Source organism: Marinomonas sp. TW1 (assembly GCF_001625355.1).
GTDB lineage: Bacteria > Pseudomonadota > Gammaproteobacteria > Pseudomonadales > Marinomonadaceae > Marinomonas.
On the sequence record NZ_JSEE01000001.1, the window covers coordinates 40,898 to 59,628 of the forward strand.

General features: G+C 46.4%; 13 protein-coding genes. 3 read left to right on the forward strand and 10 right to left on the reverse strand.

The genetic code is table 11. The features are described from left to right. The first annotated feature begins 26 nt into the window (after nt 1-26). A complete protein-coding gene (locus OA79_RS00190) occupies nt 27-911 on the forward strand; it encodes a lipase family protein (protein WP_063331220.1) in 885 nt (294 codons plus the stop codon). On the opposite strand, the gene OA79_RS00195 is transcribed toward OA79_RS00190, so the two are convergent. Genes OA79_RS00195 through OA79_RS00210 form a run of 4 tightly spaced genes read right to left on the reverse strand, consistent with a single transcriptional unit; the run spans nt 908 to nt 7,868 of the window. After that, a complete protein-coding gene (locus OA79_RS00195) occupies nt 908-3,607 on the reverse strand; it encodes a hsp70 family protein (protein WP_063331221.1) in 2,700 nt (899 codons plus the stop codon). The two genes, OA79_RS00190 and OA79_RS00195, sit on opposite strands and share 4 nt — an antisense overlap. After that, entirely contained in the window at nt 3,607-5,352 is a 1,746-nt protein-coding gene (locus OA79_RS00200) for an Hsp70 family protein (RefSeq protein WP_063331222.1), read from the reverse strand. The genes OA79_RS00195 and OA79_RS00200 overlap by 1 nt, the downstream gene beginning before the upstream one ends. Nucleotides 5,353-5,354: 2 nt before the next feature. Next, a complete protein-coding gene (locus OA79_RS00205) occupies nt 5,355-5,948 on the reverse strand; it encodes a DUF2760 domain-containing protein (protein WP_063331223.1) in 594 nt (197 codons plus the stop codon). A gap of 3 nt (nt 5,949-5,951) precedes the next feature. Further along, a complete protein-coding gene (locus OA79_RS00210) occupies nt 5,952-7,868 on the reverse strand; it encodes an ATP-binding cassette domain-containing protein (protein ID WP_063331224.1) in 1,917 nt (638 codons plus the stop codon). 269 nt (nt 7,869-8,137) lie between these two features. Between OA79_RS00210 and OA79_RS00215 the strand changes: the two genes are divergently transcribed. Together OA79_RS00215 and OA79_RS00220 are read left to right on the forward strand one after the other, a co-directional pair. After that, on the forward strand, nt 8,138-9,238 hold the full coding sequence (locus OA79_RS00215) for an efflux RND transporter periplasmic adaptor subunit (protein ID WP_063331225.1): 1,101 nt from the start codon (nt 8,138-8,140) through the stop codon (nt 9,236-9,238). A gap of 15 nt (nt 9,239-9,253) precedes the next feature. Then, nucleotides 9,254-12,448 (forward strand): efflux RND transporter permease subunit, encoded by a 3,195-nt coding sequence (locus tag OA79_RS00220; protein WP_063331226.1) that lies wholly within the window; start codon nt 9,254-9,256, stop codon nt 12,446-12,448. A gap of 109 nt (nt 12,449-12,557) precedes the next feature. Here OA79_RS00220 and OA79_RS00225 read toward each other — a convergent pair whose 3' ends face one another. The 6 genes from OA79_RS00225 to accD all read right to left on the reverse strand — a co-directional run bounded on the left by OA79_RS00225 (nt 12,558) and on the right by accD (nt 18,719). Then, on the reverse strand, nt 12,558-13,733 hold the full coding sequence (locus OA79_RS00225) for an O-succinylhomoserine sulfhydrylase (protein ID WP_063331227.1): 1,176 nt from the start codon (nt 13,731-13,733) through the stop codon (nt 12,558-12,560). A gap of 106 nt (nt 13,734-13,839) precedes the next feature. Continuing rightward, nucleotides 13,840-15,348, reverse strand: a complete 1,509-nt coding sequence (gene purF / locus OA79_RS00230; RefSeq protein WP_063331228.1) for an amidophosphoribosyltransferase — start codon at nt 15,346-15,348, stop codon at nt 13,840-13,842. An 81-nt stretch (nt 15,349-15,429) separates the two neighbouring features. Beyond that, nucleotides 15,430-15,945 carry a CvpA family protein gene (locus OA79_RS00235; RefSeq protein ID WP_063331229.1) on the reverse strand — a complete coding sequence of 172 codons (516 nt, stop codon included), beginning with the start codon at nt 15,943-15,945 and terminating at the stop codon, nt 15,430-15,432. An 89-nt stretch (nt 15,946-16,034) separates the two neighbouring features. Then, nucleotides 16,035-16,598, reverse strand: a complete 564-nt coding sequence (locus OA79_RS00240) for an SPOR domain-containing protein (protein ID WP_063331230.1) — start codon at nt 16,596-16,598, stop codon at nt 16,035-16,037. Next, nucleotides 16,595-17,845 (reverse strand): bifunctional tetrahydrofolate synthase/dihydrofolate synthase, encoded by a 1,251-nt coding sequence (folC, locus tag OA79_RS00245; protein ID WP_063331231.1) that lies wholly within the window; start codon nt 17,843-17,845, stop codon nt 16,595-16,597. Before folC ends, OA79_RS00240 begins: the two co-directional genes overlap by 4 nt. A 4-nt stretch (nt 17,846-17,849) precedes the next feature. Then, complete coding sequence (gene accD / locus OA79_RS00250) at nt 17,850-18,719, reverse strand: acetyl-CoA carboxylase, carboxyltransferase subunit beta (RefSeq protein ID WP_063331232.1); 870 nt, start codon at nt 18,717-18,719, stop codon at nt 17,850-17,852. Nucleotides 18,720-18,731: the final 12 nt, after the last annotated feature.

Genomic DNA, 18,731 nt, shown 5'->3' on the forward strand with positions numbered 1-18,731 from the left:
TTATTAATTGAGAATGAAACAAGCTGATGCGTGTCGTAATACTGCTTTCCATTGTACTGATCAGTGCCTTTAATCCAGCACTGGCCGAACCTGACTTTGTCCACATAAAACACATGGCACAACTTTCTTCTGATACCTATGAAGCGGCTCAGCAAGAAGACCTCAACACCACCGCTTTAGCCAATAGGCTAGCACAACAAGACGAAGTCTTATTACACGATTCCGTCATACCCAATTCGGATGTGCTGTATTTTTTATCGGAAAATGACCAATACCAAACCATCGCGATTCGTGGCACCGCAAACCTAAATAATGTCATTGTGGATTTGACGGTTTCTCTGCAACCCAATAAAGCACTGGGCATTCTTCTACATCAAGGGTTTGCCACAGCCGCTCAACAGGTGCTAGAAGACGTTCGACCCTACTTAAAAAACAACAAACCGATTCGTATTACAGGCCATAGTTTAGGTGGCGCGATTGCGGTGGTATTAGGCATGTTGGTGCAACAGGAGTCCCTACCGCTTGCCCAAATTACGACATTTGGGCAACCTAAAGTAACCAATGTCGGTGGCGCAAAACAGTTTGCAGACTTGCCTCTGATCCGTGTCGTAACCCAAGACGACATTGTCCCCTTAGTGCCGCCCATCAGCCCATTACAAATTCGGAATTTGGACATTTTTTGGCACATAGGCGAAGAAATCATCTTACTCTCGCCTCACCAATATGCCATTACCCGTGGTCTAAAAAGCGCCATGAGAGCAACCAAATTCACCCATAAATTACCAAGTGACGCTAACTTGCTCGCCCATACCATGGCGCAATATTTGAGCTTATTAGACCAATTACAGCAGAGCAGACAGGCCATTCCCTATCGCATGGACATCAAGCTATTTGGCATCTCCATTGACTAATCAGAAGATAAGCGTAAACCAATGGGTAAACTCTCGCCCACTAACGAATTTAGCTCTTCCGAGCTGATTTCGACCAGACTATCAAGACGACTTGCCCATTGTGATGGGCATTTGTCTTTCACTAACTTTTTAGACACTTTCTGACGATAGTCAGACAGCCAATCCGTTTCTCCAGCGGATATCTGACACATTAATACCGCGGCCAAGCCAGCTTGCTTACGCTTCTTCCAATCTTCTTTTAGTGCTCGATCCAAAATGACCGGCAAATCTGACTCAGGCAGCCGATCAGACGCTTGCCCAGACAATAGACGGCGAGAAGCAATTCGTCCTAGCGTCCACCAAGCGGTATCAGGCTCAGACGATTTCGCCAAGCGCTTCAACAACCACTCAACCAACGTTTGTTTTTCTGACAGTGGCAAACTTTCCAACGCGCCCATCAATCGGATTAGATCATCACTAGAACGGGTTGCCAGCGCTTTCATCTTCTCTCTTGAACGCTGCCCAGCAGGCGAGTAAAACTGACTAAATTGCTTAAACAAGGTCATTTGTTGATCTAAAGACAAGCCGCCCGCAACACGACGGTATAACGTCCAATATTGCCCCCAAACGGCCGCACTATCGAACTGAGTACCTGCTTTGGTTAAGTTAATGACTTGCTGAACTCGGTTTTCATCACCTTCGGCACCATAACCTGGTCGTAAACAGTAGCCTAACAACTGAAGCCACTGGCGTTCATGTTGGGCACTTTTCAGTCGACCGGACTTTAATACCAGTAATTTATCCACCACCCGGCGAGACGTCGCCAAACTCCAATCATCACGAGCACCAAGCAATTGATCCAAATCTTGTTTTAACGATTTCACCAAATCCGGCGATTGCTTTTGGCCGGCATTGGAAAAGCATCGTGCCAAATGCTCTTCTGCTTCACCCATTTTGGCAGCGAGCAGACCTTCACTTTGACGGCTATCACTGTCTTCTGATGCTTGTGTTGAAAAATCTAACTGCCATTTGTCAGCTGAGCCAACGCCAACCAATTCCAACTGTAAAACACCGACTTCCGTCATTTGTGCCGCGACATTGACCAAGACTTCTTTACTGTCTTGCTGAGCATCCAACTCAGTGGCCAAGGTAGAAATATAATGCAGACCGGACTCGTCACGCACCTCACCAAGACTGGCTATAATATGGTCATCCGCACGATAAAGAGGAAATTGCACTTCCTCTCCCAAGGTCACCATAAAATCCCGTGGCAAAGACAGGCTTTCAGCCGTCAATGTGCCTTTCGGTAAGATACAAACAAACTGCTGTTCTGCCAGTTTTAAATACAAGCTATGCGCTACACCACTCTCAATCCGATGACCTTCTCCAGCCAATGCCTTCAGGTACCAAGCCGCCCCTTTGGCCACCGCTTCGTTCGGCGCGTCCGCATGACATTCTAAAATCGGCTGTTCAGTCCAGGTATTTAACTGCTTAAGCAACTGATTTTTTAGAAGCTCACTGTTAAATAAACCACCATTAAAGAGCACCGCATCCGGCATAGATGACTGAGTCGCCTGTTGAATATCCGCTTGGTGTTGTCGAACAAAATCCGCAACATGACGCGTAAAAGCGGGATCAGATTCATAGGCTAAACCCAGAGTATGCATTGCATATGCGCTTTTATGCACGCTATCGTCCAATGCGACCATAGGGAAGAAGCCAGAATGAATTTGATCTAATAATGCGGCACGGGAGACATCAAATTTTTGTGCGCCACCAATCAATCGACTGCCACCGCCTAGTACCGTAATGCTCAAGGAATCAGGGGCGTTATCACTGAGCAAGGTTTCTTTTGCTCGACGGGTTTGCTGCACCAAGGCTGCTAATCGGGAGGCTGATAAAGCAGAGATTTGCTTCGGGTCCAACTGAAAGGCCAAGGCTTGATCAAGATTATCACCACCCAATAACAGGTGCTCACCAACGGCAATTCGCTTTAAGGCAAGGTGATTTTTCTTTGTGCCAGGTAAAATTGAGACCAAACTAAAGTCACTGGTACCACCACCAATATCAACCACCAGCAACATCTTTTTATCGGCTAGGCCAGCACGTTTTTGATCGTCGCTAATATAGTGGTAACACGCCGCTTGCGGTTCTTCTAGTAAAAACAGTTCGTTCAAACCAGCGTTCTTAGCCGCTTCTAGCGTCAATGCTCTGGCTTCTTCATCGAACGATGCCGGTAAGGTTAACGCCACTTGCTGCTGCTCTAAAGGCGCATCGGAAAATTGCTGATTCCAACTTTGACGAATGTGCTGCAACAAGAGCTCGCTGGCTTTGAGTGGACTGATTTTATTTTTCAGTTCACTTCCCCACGGCAAAATACCCGCACGGCGATCCACTTGACGATGACTGAGCCAACTTTTTGCACTTTGCACCAATTGTCCAGCCCGACGCTGACCTAATGCCAAGGCGCCTACACCAACAATGTAGTGTTTCTCTTGGCTATTATGCCAAGGTAAAACAGGGTCAATTTTACCCTGTTCATCGTCGGCTAAAAGGTAGATGGCACTGGGCAGATAGTCGAACGCTTGTACCGAGGCATCTGCCATAAATTGCGGCATGGATAATAACAAGGGAGCGGACGAGTCTGGGGCTAAATAAGACACCACACAGTTTGTCGTCCCTAGATCAATACCAACTCGATAAGCGCCTTTTGACATTAACCTTCCCTCACCTGAAACTCAATTTTCCACTGCAAATCCGAACGAGTATCGTGAGCTTGTAACAGCAACAAACCTAAGTCCGTCACTTGCGCGGTAACGTAAACACGCACCATCTCACCTTTGTCATAATGCCCCTCATTCAGTTGAATGCTTAATCGGTTCAATTCGTTTAGCTGCGCCAAGGAGAAAGAAGAAATGACCTTACCCAAGGGTTCGGCTTCACTTTTTGGCGATTGAAAGAAGCGAAAATGAACGGGCTCACCCACAACCAATGAAAACTCATTTGGCAGCATTTGTTCATCACTGCCTTCTTCCAACCCAAAAGGTGCCACACAGATAGCATCCACTGGAGGTGGCATACCCGGTATCGCCGGCATGGGACTGGCAACCCCTATGTAATAGTTTGCCGCTAAACCGCTTTTTACTTTGACGCCACCATTGGCTTGCACCTGAGCATAATAAGTCGCGCCCTTCGCCACCGCATGATCTAGGTGAGCAGGCGTCAACATAGTAAATTCAGCGCCGTCAAGCAGCTCACTCAGTCGAGAAGACAAACTTGTCACCATAGGCGAGGCGTTAAACACACCACCGTTTAGCAAGACTTTGCCCGGTTTCGCCTGATGTTGACCTAGGAACTCACTGATATGCCGAGTAATCGCAGGATCACTTTCGTAATCCAAATTGATTGTACTGATACCAGATCGAGCTACTTTTTGAGCTTGCTCACCCGCACTCACCGCAGGGAAAAAGCCGTCAATTAATAACTGCTGAACATCCGTTTGCGTTAACGTCGCTTTGATGCTTTTGTTGAAAATACTGCGCCCACGACTTGGTACCACAACCGAAGTCTCCGTTAACTCTGGATTGGCTAACAGACGCTCTTTCGCATCGCGACATGCTTGAGTCAAACCGCTAATTTGCCACGCCTCAAACTGGGTTCCTTGTTGCGCCAATTGCCCAGCCAAATGGTAAGTTAAGGTCATGTCCATATTATCGCCGCCAAGTAAAATATGACGACCAACGGCAATGCGCTCTAAGCCCAACGAACCAGACTCTTCAGTCACTTGAATCAAAGATAAGTCAGTGGTGCCCCCACCGACATCAACCACAAGAATTTGTTCGCCTAGCGTTAACTGACTTTGCCAATCCTGCTGATCCGCTAACCAAGCGTAAAAGGCCGCCAAAGGCTCTTCGATGAGTCGCGCCCTTAACCCGACTTTCTCGGCCGCTTGCTCAGTGACGGTGCGAGCCGCTGGGTCGAATGATGCAGGAACCGTGATGACGACCTCTTGCTGTGACATAGGTGCCATTGGAAAAGCCTGATTCCAAGCAGACACTAAATGATCAAGCAAGCTCTCAGTCACCTGTGCTGGTGACACCTTGTCGACTTCGTCCAAAGCATCGATTGGCAATACCGCTTCGTCAGGCCCAACTTGCGAATGGCATAACCAACTTTTCGAACTTTGCACCATACGACCAGATGACTTTGCCCCTAACTCACGAGCCAGTTGACCAAGAATGCTTGAAGTTTTCCCCCATGGTAACTGTAAGTCACTTTCAAGAAATTCCGTGGCATGGGGGTAATACACAAAGGACGGCAATAATGGACGTTCTACCACCTGCCCTGCGGCACTTAATTGAGGAATCAGTAATTGTTGTAAGCCTAGCGCCTTCTTTTTCTCTGAAAAGTAGACAGCCGAATGCGTGGTACCTAAATCGATACCAATGACATAGTCACTCATGATTACACCTCGACTTCAGCAGGCGCCAGAATAGATAAGGTTTGGGTTTGGCTGACCTTAGGCAAGCGTACGTCTGTCACTTGCCAGCCTGGGTGAATCAAACTCCCCGTATATGGCCCCATTCCTTCGACACGACCTTCCAGCTTAATTTGCTGGGCATCATAATCCACAGGGACAGTCACCGAGGTATTTTCAGGGGCTGAATTGACCACTTCTATAGTAAAGTTTTGCGCCAAAACCTTGTGGCTAGCAGCGTGAATTTGACGCGCTGCAGCCCCCACTTCTTCATCAGAATAGGCGTCGATGCTTTCCTGTATGAAGTCGATAAAACGCGCTTCTTGCTGTAAAAGTTGCAGCAATTGCAATGCGCCATCGGTATTAACCGATGCGAGAGTCGGTGGTGCTACCTCGATCTCGCGAATCACTTCCACCTCTTCGGTAATGACTTTCGGTTCGACTTCAAAGGCCAACTTTTCGCCTTGCCCAATGGCAAGACAACGCGCCGCGTAATCACCATTGCTCAAATATTTAAAAAACTGACCAAAGGCGCCAAATAAGCGCGGAATAAAAGACACTTTTGTTAATGTTTGACTCATGTTTTATCCGTTCTGCATTTCTTCTAACTCAAGCCAACGCTCCATTGTTGTCTCCAGTTCTTGTTCTTTTTCGGCCATTTTCGCTAAGGTGTCCTGTACCTTTTGCGCATCGCCGCTGTAAAAATCTGCTGCGCCGGTTATTTGCTGAAAGGTTTCCAGCTCAGCTTCTAACTTAGCAATGGCATCTGGCATGCCATCAAACTCTCGTTGTAATTTATAGCTCAGTTTGTTTTTTACTTTGCTGACCTCAGCTGGTTTGTTGACATCACCAGTCGATGTATCCGCTTTTTGTTTGGGCTTTGTCTCCGTCGTCTGTGACGTTGATTCTGTTGGGAACTTACCGCCCTGACGAATCCAATCTTGATAACCGCCCACGTATTCTCGTACTCGCCCTTCACCCTCAAAGGCAATAACGCTGGTCACCACATTGTCTAGAAAAGCACGATCGTGACTCACCAATAACAAGGTACCATCGTAGTTCATTAATAACTCTTCCAGTAACTCAAGAGTTTCAACGTCTAGGTCATTGGTCGGTTCGTCCATCACCAAAAGGTTCGCAGGCTTAGTAAAGAGTTTCGCCAGCAAGACGCGGTTTCGCTCACCACCGGATAACGCTTTCACCGGAGTACGTGCTCGCTCTGGCGGAAACAGGAAGTCCCCTAGGTAACCAATGACGTGTTTATTCTGGCCATTGATTTCAATGGTTTCTTTGCCTTCACCGACGTTTTCCGCCACGGTTTGTTCTGGGTTAAGCTGCTCTCGTAACTGATCAAAATACGCAACGTTGAGTTTCGTACCTTGGCGCACTGTGCCTGAACTCGGCTCTAAATCCCCTAACAGGATTTTTAAGAAAGTACTCTTACCACAACCGTTCGGACCGATTAAACCAATGCGATCACCGCGATTAACCATGAAGTCCATTGGCTGCAGAATCACTTTGTCTTCGAATGCATGACCGACTTGCGCAAACTCAGCGACCAACTTACCGGATTTCTCTTTGGTCTCAATCGACATTTTAGCGTTGCCTTGACGATCAATGCGCTCTGAACGCTCAACTCGCAAGGCCTTCAATGCTCTGACTCGACCTTCATTACGAGTTCGACGAGCTTTGATCCCCTGTCGAATCCAAACTTCTTCTTCGGCCAAACGTTTATCGAATAAGGCATTGGCACGCTCTTCTTCTTCCAAGAGCTTTTCTTTGAAGACTAAAAATTCATTAATATTGCCAGTAAAAGACAACAAATTACCGCGATCTAATTCGACAATACGATTGGCCAATTTTTCAAGGAAGCGTCTATCGTGGGTAATAAACAGAATTAAACCGCGAAACTGTAATAGCTGCTGCTCCATCCATTCGATGGTCGGTACATCCAAATGGTTGGTTGGCTCATCCAGTAGTAAGACGTCTGGTGCCGAAATCAAAGCTTGCGCTAAAATGACTCGACGACGCCAACCGCCAGACAATTCAGACATCAACTTATCTGCCGGTAACGCCAAACGCTGAATCATGTGATTGACGCGCTGCTCTAAATCCCAACCTTGTAAACGATCGAGATCATTTTGAATGTGGCCCAGTTCATCAGAATGATCCTGTTCGAAGTCTTCTAGCAACTTAAAATATCGCGTCATCAATTGATGTATTTCGCCCGCGCCTTCACTGACTACTTCGCGTACCGTTTTACCATTTGCTTCTGGTAGCTCTTGTGGCAATTGCGCAATGCGCATTCCACCCTCAAGACGCACCACACCTTCATCTGGAATTTGTTCGCCAGATACCACTTTTAAAAAGGTTGATTTGCCAGCGCCATTACGACCAATGATTGCAACACGTTCACCCGCTTCGGCGGAAAAACTGATTTTTGATAACAGCGGGTTATGCCCAAATGCAACACTTACCTGCTCTAAAGACAATAGACTCATATCTATCCAGTTATAATAGGGAAAATTTGTGGCGCTATCATATCACTCTTCCTTTGGAAGGTTTAGCTTAGAGCTTGCCTTTAAGTAAGAACTTAAGATTAAAAAGTTTTTTAGCCGACATTAAGAGTGTGTTGGGAGCAATTTCAGACATGCGGAAAAAATAAATAACTGATATAACGACATTCTATATGTCTAAAACAGTTTTTCTTTATATTATTTAATATAATTATTTCGTTATAACTACACATTTAAAATTCACGGAGTGGTAGATGGAATTAAAAAGTAAGACGGGGATGATTACGGCAATCGGTTTAACCTGTGCCGCTGTCGCTTGGATGGTACTTGGCGGAAACGGCATTACTGTCAGTCCAACTAACACAAACAATGCACCGCAAGAGAAGACCCTTGTCACTCAAACCAACGAAAGCCAACCCGCTTACTCGGTACAAGCCAAAACACTGAGCGCGCAAATCATCGAAGTCCATCTACCATTAAGTGGCCAAACAGCCGCCAATGAGACCCTAACCCTCGTTAACAACTACCAAGGCAAAGTGACTAAGTTAGCCATTGAAAAAGGCGATTCGGTCAAACAAGGTCAAGCCATTCTCGCCATCGACACACGAACCTTAAAAACCCAGATCGAGCAAGCTCAACTCTTAGTTAAGCAACGAGCATTGGAATTAGACGGCATCAAGAAATTGAACGCGGGCAATTTCAGTTCAAAAGTAAATTTAGCCCAAGCTGAAACCGATCTCGCTTCCGCAAAATCGGCTCTAAAAGCACTAGAAATTGATCTTGAAAATGCCACTCTAACGGCACCATTTAGCGGCATTGTGAACAGCTTAGATGTGAAACAAGGGCAAGTATTGTCTGTCGGAACACAGGTTGGCAGTTTGGTGTCATTAAATCCGATTAAAATCAGCGTGAACATTCCACAGAATAAAATCCAACAAATTCAGCTCGGAACCCTTGGTCACGTCACACTAGAATCAGGCTACGAAGCCGAAGGCGCTGTGTCTTTTATCAACACGACCGCCAACACATCAAGCCGTACCATCCAAGTTGAAATGGAAGTGGATAATCCTGACAACAAAATCGCCGCTGGGTTAACCGCCAGCGTGGACTTTATTTTGGAAGCACAGAAAGCGCATGCTTTTTCACCCGCCCTTCTTACGCTAGATGATTCGGGCCATACAGCTGTAAAAACCATCGACATTGATAATAAAGTAAACACCATGCCAGTCGTTATCGTCAAATCAGAACGCGATCAAATATGGGTCAAAGGCCTACCAAATAATGTGAATATCATCACCGTCGGTCAGGGCTTTGTGTCCGAAGGCGATACCGTTAACGCACATTACCAGGATTAACGAGGCTTTTACCCTATGCAAACATTAATTGAAGCCGCTTTAGCCCGCTCTAGAACCGTTATGATGTTCTTTGTGTTGGTGCTGATTATGGGCACCGTTTCCTACATTGAAATCCCTAAAGAAAATGACCCAGACATCACCATCCCAATGGCCTACGTTTCAGTAACATTGGATGGCATTTCACCGGAAGACGCCGATAGCTTATTAGTCCATCCACTTGAAAAAGAACTACAAGGTCTAGAAGGCTTAAAAGAACTCAAATCCACCGCATCTGAAAGTCACGCTTCAATTATGCTGGAGTTTGAATCCGGCGTGGACATCGATCAGGCCATAAGCGACACTCGAGACAAGGTCGATCGTGCAAAAAGCGAACTGCCTGATGATGCCGAAGAACCTACCGTCACCGAAATCAATCTCTCCACCTTTCCTGTCATTCGAGTCAATTTGTCTGGTAACGTTGATTTCGCCACGCTCAGTCAAACAGCACAACACTTACAAGACGCCATTGAAGCCATTGATGGTGTCTTGGAAGCCGATATCAGTGGTGATCGTGACCAACAAGCACAAATTATTGTCCGACCTGAACAGCTTGAAACCTATAATTTGTCCTTGACCGAAGTCGCCAACTTTGTGGCGGGAAACAACCGTCTTGTGGCAGCGGGCAATCTGGACACGGGCGCAGGTCGTTTTTCTCTGAAAGTCCCAGGCTTGCTTAAAACCAAAGAAGACATTCTCAATCTGCCCGTCAAAGTAGACGGAGATCAGGTCGTTTTATTAGGCGACATCGCAACCGGTGAACTGACGTTTGAAGACCCAAACAGCTATGCTCGTGTGAATGGTAAGCGCAGCATTACGCTTGGCGTTTCTAAGCGTGTTGGTGTCAACATCATTGAAACCATCGAAGCCGTCAAAGCCGTAGTTGAAAAGGAAAGTGAGTCTTGGCCTGATGGGGTGCAATACAGCTTAACGGGTGATAAGTCGGTTGATATTAAGACGTCACTCAATGACCTATTCAATAATGTTCTGGCCGCCACCTTACTCGTGATGATCGTTATTGTTTGGGCGCTGGGCATACGCAGCTCAATTTTAGTCGGCCTAGCCATTCCTGGAGCCTTTCTAGCAGGCATTCTATTGCTCAACTTACAAGGATTCACCATCAACATGGTGGTCTTGTTTGCTTTGATTTTGAGCGTTGGGATGTTAGTAGATGGCGCTATCGTCGTGACGGAATACGCTGATCGTAAACTCGCAGAAGGGGCATCTAAACGTCAAGCTTACAGTGAAGCCGCGAAACGCATGGCCTGGCCTATTACGGCATCGACGGCCACAACCTTGGCTGTGTTTATGCCGTTGTTGTTCTGGCCAGACATCGTTGGTGAATTTATGCGCTTTATGCCCATCACCATTATTGCTACGCTCGCCTCTTCCCTTGTGATGGCCTTGATTGTGCTACCAACCATTGGCTCAATCATTGGCAAAAAAGGCGCTTACAGCCAAAAAACCATGAACACGTTGCGCATCACCGAAACCGGTGATCTTAGCCAACTAAGTGGTTTTACAGGTGCATATGGTCGCATGCTCACTCGTCTAGTAGAGCACCCAATCTGGGTTTTGCTCTTCACTATCACGCTACTGATTTGTGTGCTCGCCGGTTACGGGAAATTCGGTAAAGGCGTGGAGTTCTTTCCTAATGTAGAACCGGTGTCAGCAAACTTAGACATTCGCGCCCGCGGCGATTTATCTCTGGATGAAAAAGACGCGTTAGTCAGACAAGTAGAAGCACAAGTACTTGGCACACCAGAATTAAAGAGTGTTGTGGTAAGGTCCTATGCCACACCGGGTAACAGTTCAGCACCAGACAGCATTGGTTCCATCAGCATGGAATTTGTTGATTGGTATGATCGACCTTCCGCCAGCCAGATTTTGGACAAAATACGCGAAAAAACCAAGCAAATCCCAGGCATTGAAGTCAGTGCTGAAAAAGAACAAGGTGGCCCACAATCAGGTGCCGATATTCAGTTACAGCTTAGCTCCAATTACAGTGAAGCGTTGAATATGGCTGCTGACCAAATCACCAAAGAGCTGTTGCAACGGAATGAAATCGTCACCGTTAGTGATGACCGCTCCTTGCCCGGAATCGAATGGCGAATTGATATTAACCGTGAGGAAGCAAGCCGCTACGGTGTCGACGTAAACAGTTTAGGCAATGTCGTTAAACTGGTGACCACAGGCATTACATTAAGTGACTTCTTGCCAGAAGGCGCGGACGATAAAATTGACATCGTCTTACGCTACCCGGTTAACCAACGCAGCCTAGATCAACTAGATCAACTGCAAATACCGACCAACCAAGGCAGCATTCCTGCCAGTAACTTTATCCATCGTTATGCCGCACCGAAACAAGGAGTGGTAAACCGTACCGATGGAAAGAAAACCATTGCCATTGATGCTGACGTGGTCGACGGACTGGTTGTGGATGAAGTCATCAAGAAAATTAAAGCCAAGCTGGACGCCTCAGATCTGGATCAAACGGTGACGTATGAATTCCGAGGAAACACCGAAGAACAACAAAAATCGATGATTTTCTTGGCCAAAGCCTTTGGCGTGGCCTTTTTCATCATGGCTATTATCTTGGTGACCCAGTTCAATAACTTCTTCCAATGTCTACTTATCCTCAGTGCGGTGGTGTTTTCAACCATGGGGGTTTTCATCGGCTTAATGGTGAAAGGGCAACCTTTCGGCGTGGTGATGAGTGGCGTTGGCGTCATTGCCTTAGCCGGCATTGTGGTGAACAATAACATTGTCCTGATCGACACCTTCAATGGCTTACGCAAACAAGGCATGAAGGTAAGAGAAGCCGCCATTCGCACAGGTGTTCAGCGTTTGCGCCCTGTCATTTTGACGACCATTACTACCATTCTTGGTTTAGTACCTATGGTATTCCAATTAAACATCGATTTGGTTCATCAGTCACTGAGTGTTGGCGCACCTTCCGCTCAATGGTGGACACAACTGTCGACAGCCATTGCTGGCGGCTTAACGTTCGCGACACCGCTGACTTTGATCCTGACACCTTGTCTTTTGGTATTAGGCTATCGCCGTAAGGAACGCAAACAGCTTGAAGCCTTGCAAGCGGCAGACGAAGCTGACAACAGCGACATAGACATAGACATGACACCCACTGAGTCGACCACACCTCAGTCAACTTAACCATGGTCCTTACTGTGTGGGTTTCAATCACGGCGATTGAAACCCACAGGACAGACACAAAAAAAACGGGCTTAGAAAATTCTAAGCCCGTTTTTTTTACTTTATGCCATTAAGCCAGTTGTGATAATGCGGCTTCAACATCGGCAATAATGTCTTCTATGTCTTCCAGTCCCACCGAAACACGAACCAGACCTTCAGCAATGCCTGCTTTGGCCTTTTCCTCATCGCTTAGACGACCATGAGTGGTCGTCGCCGGATGCGTTACCAGCGTCTTACTGTCACCTAGGTTGCCTGTGATTGACATTAACTTGGTGCCATTAATAAATGCCCAAGCAGAATCACGCCCACCGTCTAATTCAAAAGACAACAAACCGCCAAAGTCTTTTTGTTGCTGCTTCGCCAGCTCATGATATTTATGGCTGGGCAAACCGCCATAATTTACCTTGAGTACTTTAGGATGCGCTTCAAGGTATTCCGCCAATTGTAACGCACTGGCGGAATGGGCTTTCATTCGCAAAGATAAGGTTTCAAGACCATTCAGCAACACCCAAGCATTAAAAGGGCTCATACAAGGCCCAGCACTGCGCATAAAGGCAGTGAAGACATCCACAATCTCTTGGCTGGCAATTAACGCGCCACCTAAGCAACGACCTTGTCCATCAATAAATTTTGTCGCTGACTGCATGACAATATCCGCACCCTGCGTCAACGGATTTTGCAACGCAGGCGTGGCCAACACAGTATCGACACACAGCAAAGCATTTTTCGCATGAGCAAATTCCGCCACCTTGGCCACATCAACAACCTCATACAATGGGTTCGATGGTGTCTCAAAATAACATAAGCGAGTTTTGTCATTGATCGCTGCTTGCCATGCGTCATAATCTGTGGCGTCAACATACACCACTTCCACTCCGAACTTGGTCGTGTAAGTGTTAAAGAACTTCACAGTAGAGCCAAAAATGTTACGGGAGCAAACCACTCTATCGCCCGCGCTCAACAAACTGTATGCCAAGGTCATTAACGCCGCCATACCAGAACTGGTGGCAATCGCTGCTTCGCCCTTCTCTAACGTTGCTAAACGCTTCTCAAACAGCTCTACCGTTGGGTTGGTAAAACGTGAATAAACATTACCGTCCTCATCACCCGAAAATTTGCCTGCCGCTTCTTCTGCACTGGCATAAGCAAAACTGGAAGTGACAAAAATGGCCTCACTGTTTTCTTGCTCTTGAGTTTGACGCGTAGCCGCATGAATCGCATTCGTTGCGTCTTTATAAGCCGACATTTTGTTCTCCACCAAACAATCTAAAACACTTTATTAATAACGCTTTCAAAAAAACTAAGCCAGGTTAGACCTGGCTTAGAATGTACACTAATTGGCCCAATGACTATTACATAGGATGCATCATATCATTAGCTTGCACAGTTTCAACAGAAGCCTTGTTTTCATCATTACGGCTACCTTCTAACTTAGCCAAATACTCTAAGTCAATGTCGCCGGTAATGTAAGTCGCGTCAAATACCGAGGTATCAAACTCTCTTACGTCTGAATGCTTCTCATCGATGCACGCTTCGATCAAATCCTGTAAGTCTTGGAAAATCAATTTATCCGCGCCAATTAACTCACAAATCTCATCGACATTACGGTTGTGAGCAATCAGCTCTTTCGCCGCGGGCATATCGATACCGTACACATTCGGGTAACGGACTTCCGGGGCTGCCGAGGCGATGTAAACTTTTTTCGCTCCGGCTTCCCTTGCCATCTCGATGATTTCTTTACTAGTGGTACCACGCACAATGGAATCGTCGACCAATAGAACCGTTTTGTCTTTGAATTCAAATGGCACTGGGTTCAATTTCTGACGAACCGATTTTTTACGAACCGATTGACCCGGCATAATAAAAGTACGACCAATATAACGGTTCTTCACCAAGCCTTCACGAAATGGGATATTCAATGTCTGCGCAATTTGTAACGCAGCGGTGCGACTGGTGTCTGGAATCGGAATCACCACATCAATGTCGTGATCCAGCCACTCGCGACGGATCTTTTCAGCCAAACGATCCCCCATGTTCATGCGTGCTTTGTAAACCGAAATACGATCAATCACCGTGTCGGGGCGAGCAAAATAGACGTATTCAAACAAACAAGGACGTGGCGCTTTTTTCGGTGTGCACTGACGAACATGCACATTATGATTAACATCAAAAAAGATGGCTTCGCCTGGCTCTATGTCACGCTCTAGCTTGAAACCAGCCGCGTCCAGCGCCACACTTTCAGACGCCACCATGTATTCGATACCATTCTCCGTCTGGCGTGAACCATAAATCAAAGGACGGATGCCGTCTGGGTCACGGAAAGCGAGAATACCATAGCCAGTAATCAATGCGACGACTGCATAACCGCCTTCAATACGATGATAAACACGCTCCAAAGCATTAAAAATATCATCAGGTTTGGGCACTAACTTGCCTTCTTCATGAAGTTCATGAGCAAGAACATTGACCAAAACTTCTGAATCCGACGTCGTGTTGATATGACGCAAATCAGACTCAAACACTTCCTGCTTCAACTTAGCCGTATTGGTTAAATTACCGTTGTGCGCCAACGAAATACCGTAAGGTGAGTTTACATAGAATGGCTGAGCTTCTGCTGAACTAGAGGTACCAGCGGTTGGGTAACGCACATGGCCAATACCAATGTTACCCAATAATTTTTTCATATGACGAGTGCGAAATACTTCACTCACCGGACCATTGTCTTTGCGCAAACATAAACGTCCATTATGGCTAGTCACCATACCTGCAGCATCCTGCCCACGATGCTGAAGAAGAGTTAACGCATCAAAAATTGACTGGTTAACCACCGACGTGCCTACGACACCAACGATACCACACATTATCTAGATCCTCGTGTTGGGGAATTGCGGCTTGATAAGCCGCACGATTTTCTCTCTAATTTTTAATCACTTATTAAGCGATCAATTACCTAGGGCGCGCTCAATGAGAGCCGGATCAATCAGTTCCGAACTCTTGCCTAACATATCACGCGTCCAATCATTCAACTGCCCTAATTGAGGGATCAATTGCGATGTTTTCCAAAAATCTGTTTCTTGAATGGCTGGACTCAAACTGAACAAGGAGACAAACGCCACGACAATTAAACTACCGCGCGCAAAACCAAACAACATACCCATGACTCGATCGGTACTGGATAATCCCGTCACCTGAATCAATGAGCCTAATAAAAAGCTCACCAAAGCACCAACCACTAAGGAAGCGACGAACAAAGAAACAAAGGCGACGATATACCGAATCTGATCATTTTGTACCTGCTCAACCAGCAGAGATTGCATCTGATCCGAAAACTTCACGGCCACCACAAAGGCAATCACCCAAGTTAATAAGGACAACACCTCTTTGACAAAGCCTCTTTTCAAACTTAACAAAGAAGACATCACCACTACTGCAATGATCAACCAATCAACTGTTGCCATTAATTACCTTGCTCCATGAACATGCTTAAATCGCGAGGGAGTGTATCAGATGATCACTTGATTCCAAATACCGTTAAAGACAAGTGACATTAATTCACTGAATACTTCACCACAAGACCGGCTAAACCAAATTCTTTTTTGATGTCATCACGAATTTTTTTCGACGTATCTCGTTTGAACTCAGGCCCTACAAAGACCTTGTATAAGGCGTTAGTCGTCATACTGTAGGCGTCATAATTAGCTTTTTTTAACTTCTCAACCAAACGCGTCGCATTACTTTTACTTTTAAAGGTGGCAATTTGAACCGCCCATCGATCCGCGACTTTTTTAGGCTCAACCTTTGCCGCTTTTTTCACCGGCACGGGGGCTTTCACTTCTTGTTTAGGCTGAGTCGTTGAAGACGAAACCGACTTAGCCAGAGGAATAAGCTGAATGTCTTGCGGGGCTTTTTCGGCTTCTTCTGCAGCAATCTCTTGAGCCGACTTAACTGGCGCAATCTCTACCACTTCAAACGCCGGAGGTTCAGAAACCGCCACTTGCATATCCAGCTCAGGTGGTCGCTCGCCATCCAAGACTAATGGCAACACGATGGCAGCAGACACTACCATCAAGCCTGCGCCAATCAAACGATAAGTTAAACGTCTGTCAATCATAAATCATTCTTTCCCTTGGCGAATTGCAGATAGTCAGAAACCGTTACAAAAGACCCAAATACGACTAACGGACGCCCTTCTTGCTTTGCTTGCTCAATCGCACCAAGCAAAGCCAGGGCAATACTAGAGTAACACTGAGTGTTGATATCAAGCGGGGCTAAATATGCCACTAAGTCTTGCGCTTTCGCCCCTCTAGGTCCGGCTAAGTCGGCACAATGCCAAGTCTCAAAAGAATCCGCAAGAATAGACATCACGGAGCCGATGTCTTTGTCATGCAACATACCACACACCGCAATGGGCTGCGCATCCAACACTGCCAATCGTTGTTGTAACTCAATAGCGGCCTCTGGATTATGGGCCACATCAATATACACATCAGGCTGCTGAGACACTTTTTGAAAACGCCCCGTCAACTCTGCGCTGGCAAACAACTCAATTAAAGCGGATGTTTGGGGTTCTAATCCCATGTAGGTCAACACAGCCACGACGGTCGCGGCATTCTGCAAAGGTAATGATGGAATCGGTAAGGCTTCAAATCGATGCTCTTCATTCTGCCAAGACCATGTCTTTTGCTGAGCTGAAAATTGGAAATCAACGCCTTTTTGCTTTAGCACAGCACCTATATCAGCGGCGGTATCTGCAATCCCCTGAGGTGGGTTCACGACACCACTGACTAACAATTTCCCTTCACGTGCGATGCCTGTTTTTTCGCAAGCAATGACATTAATATCATCCCCCAGCCAATCAACATGATCTAGTGCAATGGAGGTCACCACCGCCACATCCGCATCAATCATGTTTACCGAATCCAGTCGTCCACCTAAGCCCACTTCCAATACCCAGTAATCCAGTTCAGATTGGTCAAACACCCAAAGGGCAGCTAACGTACTAAACTCAAAATAGGTTAAGGGAATATCAGCACGCACCTGCTCGATCAACTCAAACGCTTGGCAAATCAAAGCGTCTTCACAAGGCTGGTTGTTCAGAGCGATACGCTCATTGAAATGCAGAAAGTGCGGGGAAGTATAAGTACCGACAGAATGCCCTTGAGACACCAAATACTGGGTCAGCATGGCACAAGTGGAACCTTTGCCATTGGTGCCAGCAACGGTAATAACATTATGCTTAGGACGTTTTAAGCCCAGTTTTGCTAAGACTTTATTCCCTCTTTCTAGACCCAATTCGATCTCAGAGGGGTGTTGGCTCTCAATGTATGAGAGCCAATCCGCTAATGACGTTGGCGTCATTTAATTATGCAACCTTGTGTTTGGTCAACAACGACAATACATTAAACAGGCGATCACGCATTTCCTCACGCTTGATGATGGTATCCAACGCCCCTTTGTCCAATAGGAATTCACTGCGCTGGAAACCTTCTGGCAACTTCTCACGAACCGTTTGTTCGATAACGCGAGGACCAGCAAAGCCGATCAAGGCATTGGGTTCAGCCACGTTCAAATCACCCAACATGGCCAACGAAGCCGATACACCACCGAATACAGGGTCTGTCATCACAGAAATGTAAGGGATACCTTCTTGCTTCATGCGCTCAAGACCAGCACTGGTTTTGGCCATCTGCATCAAAGAAATCAAGGCTTCTTGCATACGTGCACCACCACTGGCAGAAAAACACACCAATGGAATACGCTTTTCAAGACAAACATTTACCGCTTGAATAAAGCGCTCGCCCACGATGGCGCCCATGGAGCCGCCAAGGAAACTGAATTCAAACGCCACCGCCACAACAGGCATGCCGTTCAATTCACCTTGCATCGCGACCAAAGCGTCTTTTTCGCCCGTTGCTTTTTGAGCATCAGCGATACGATCTTTGTAGCGCTTAGAGTCCTTGAATTTCAATTTATCTTCTGGCTCTAGGTGCGCACCAATTTCAGTACGACCTTCTTTATCTAAAAAGATGTCCAAACGACGACGCGCATTGACACGCAAATGATGATTACACTTAGGGCAAACATCCAAATTTTTCTCTAACTCTGGGCGATACAAAACGTTTTCACATTTTGGGCACTTCTTCCAAAGACCTTCTGGCACAGAACCAGATGATGTACGTCGTGATTCACTACGCACAATAGAAGGTACAAACTTATCTAACCAGCTACTCATTTACTTCTCCAT

Bases quoted from the DNA above. Each gene is read 5' to 3' on its own strand.
- OA79_RS00210 (WP_063331224.1), bottom strand. From the start codon at position 7,868: ATGAGTCTATTGTCTTTAGAGCAGGTAAGTGTTGCATTTGGGCATAAC.
- accD (WP_063331232.1), bottom strand. From the start codon at position 18,719: ATGAGTAGCTGGTTAGATAAGTTTGTACCTTCTATTGTGCGTAGTGAA.
- OA79_RS00235 (WP_063331229.1), bottom strand. From the start codon at position 15,945: ATGGCAACAGTTGATTGGTTGATCATTGCAGTAGTGGTGATGTCTTCT.
- OA79_RS00225 (WP_063331227.1), bottom strand. From the start codon at position 13,733: ATGTCGGCTTATAAAGACGCAACGAATGCGATTCATGCGGCTACGCGT.
- OA79_RS00190 (WP_063331220.1), top strand. From the start codon at position 27: ATGCGTGTCGTAATACTGCTTTCCATTGTACTGATCAGTGCCTTTAAT.
- OA79_RS00240 (WP_063331230.1), bottom strand. From the start codon at position 16,598: ATGATTGACAGACGTTTAACTTATCGTTTGATTGGCGCAGGCTTGATG.
- OA79_RS00205 (WP_063331223.1), bottom strand. From the start codon at position 5,948: ATGAGTCAAACATTAACAAAAGTGTCTTTTATTCCGCGCTTATTTGGC.
- OA79_RS00200 (WP_063331222.1), bottom strand. From the start codon at position 5,352: ATGAGTGACTATGTCATTGGTATCGATTTAGGTACCACGCATTCGGCT.
- OA79_RS00215 (WP_063331225.1), top strand. From the start codon at position 8,138: ATGGAATTAAAAAGTAAGACGGGGATGATTACGGCAATCGGTTTAACC.
- OA79_RS00195 (WP_063331221.1), bottom strand. From the start codon at position 3,607: ATGTCAAAAGGCGCTTATCGAGTTGGTATTGATCTAGGGACGACAAAC.
- folC (WP_063331231.1), bottom strand. From the start codon at position 17,845: ATGACGCCAACGTCATTAGCGGATTGGCTCTCATACATTGAGAGCCAA.
- purF (WP_063331228.1), bottom strand. From the start codon at position 15,348: ATGTGTGGTATCGTTGGTGTCGTAGGCACGTCGGTGGTTAACCAGTCA.
- OA79_RS00220 (WP_063331226.1), top strand. From the start codon at position 9,254: ATGCAAACATTAATTGAAGCCGCTTTAGCCCGCTCTAGAACCGTTATG.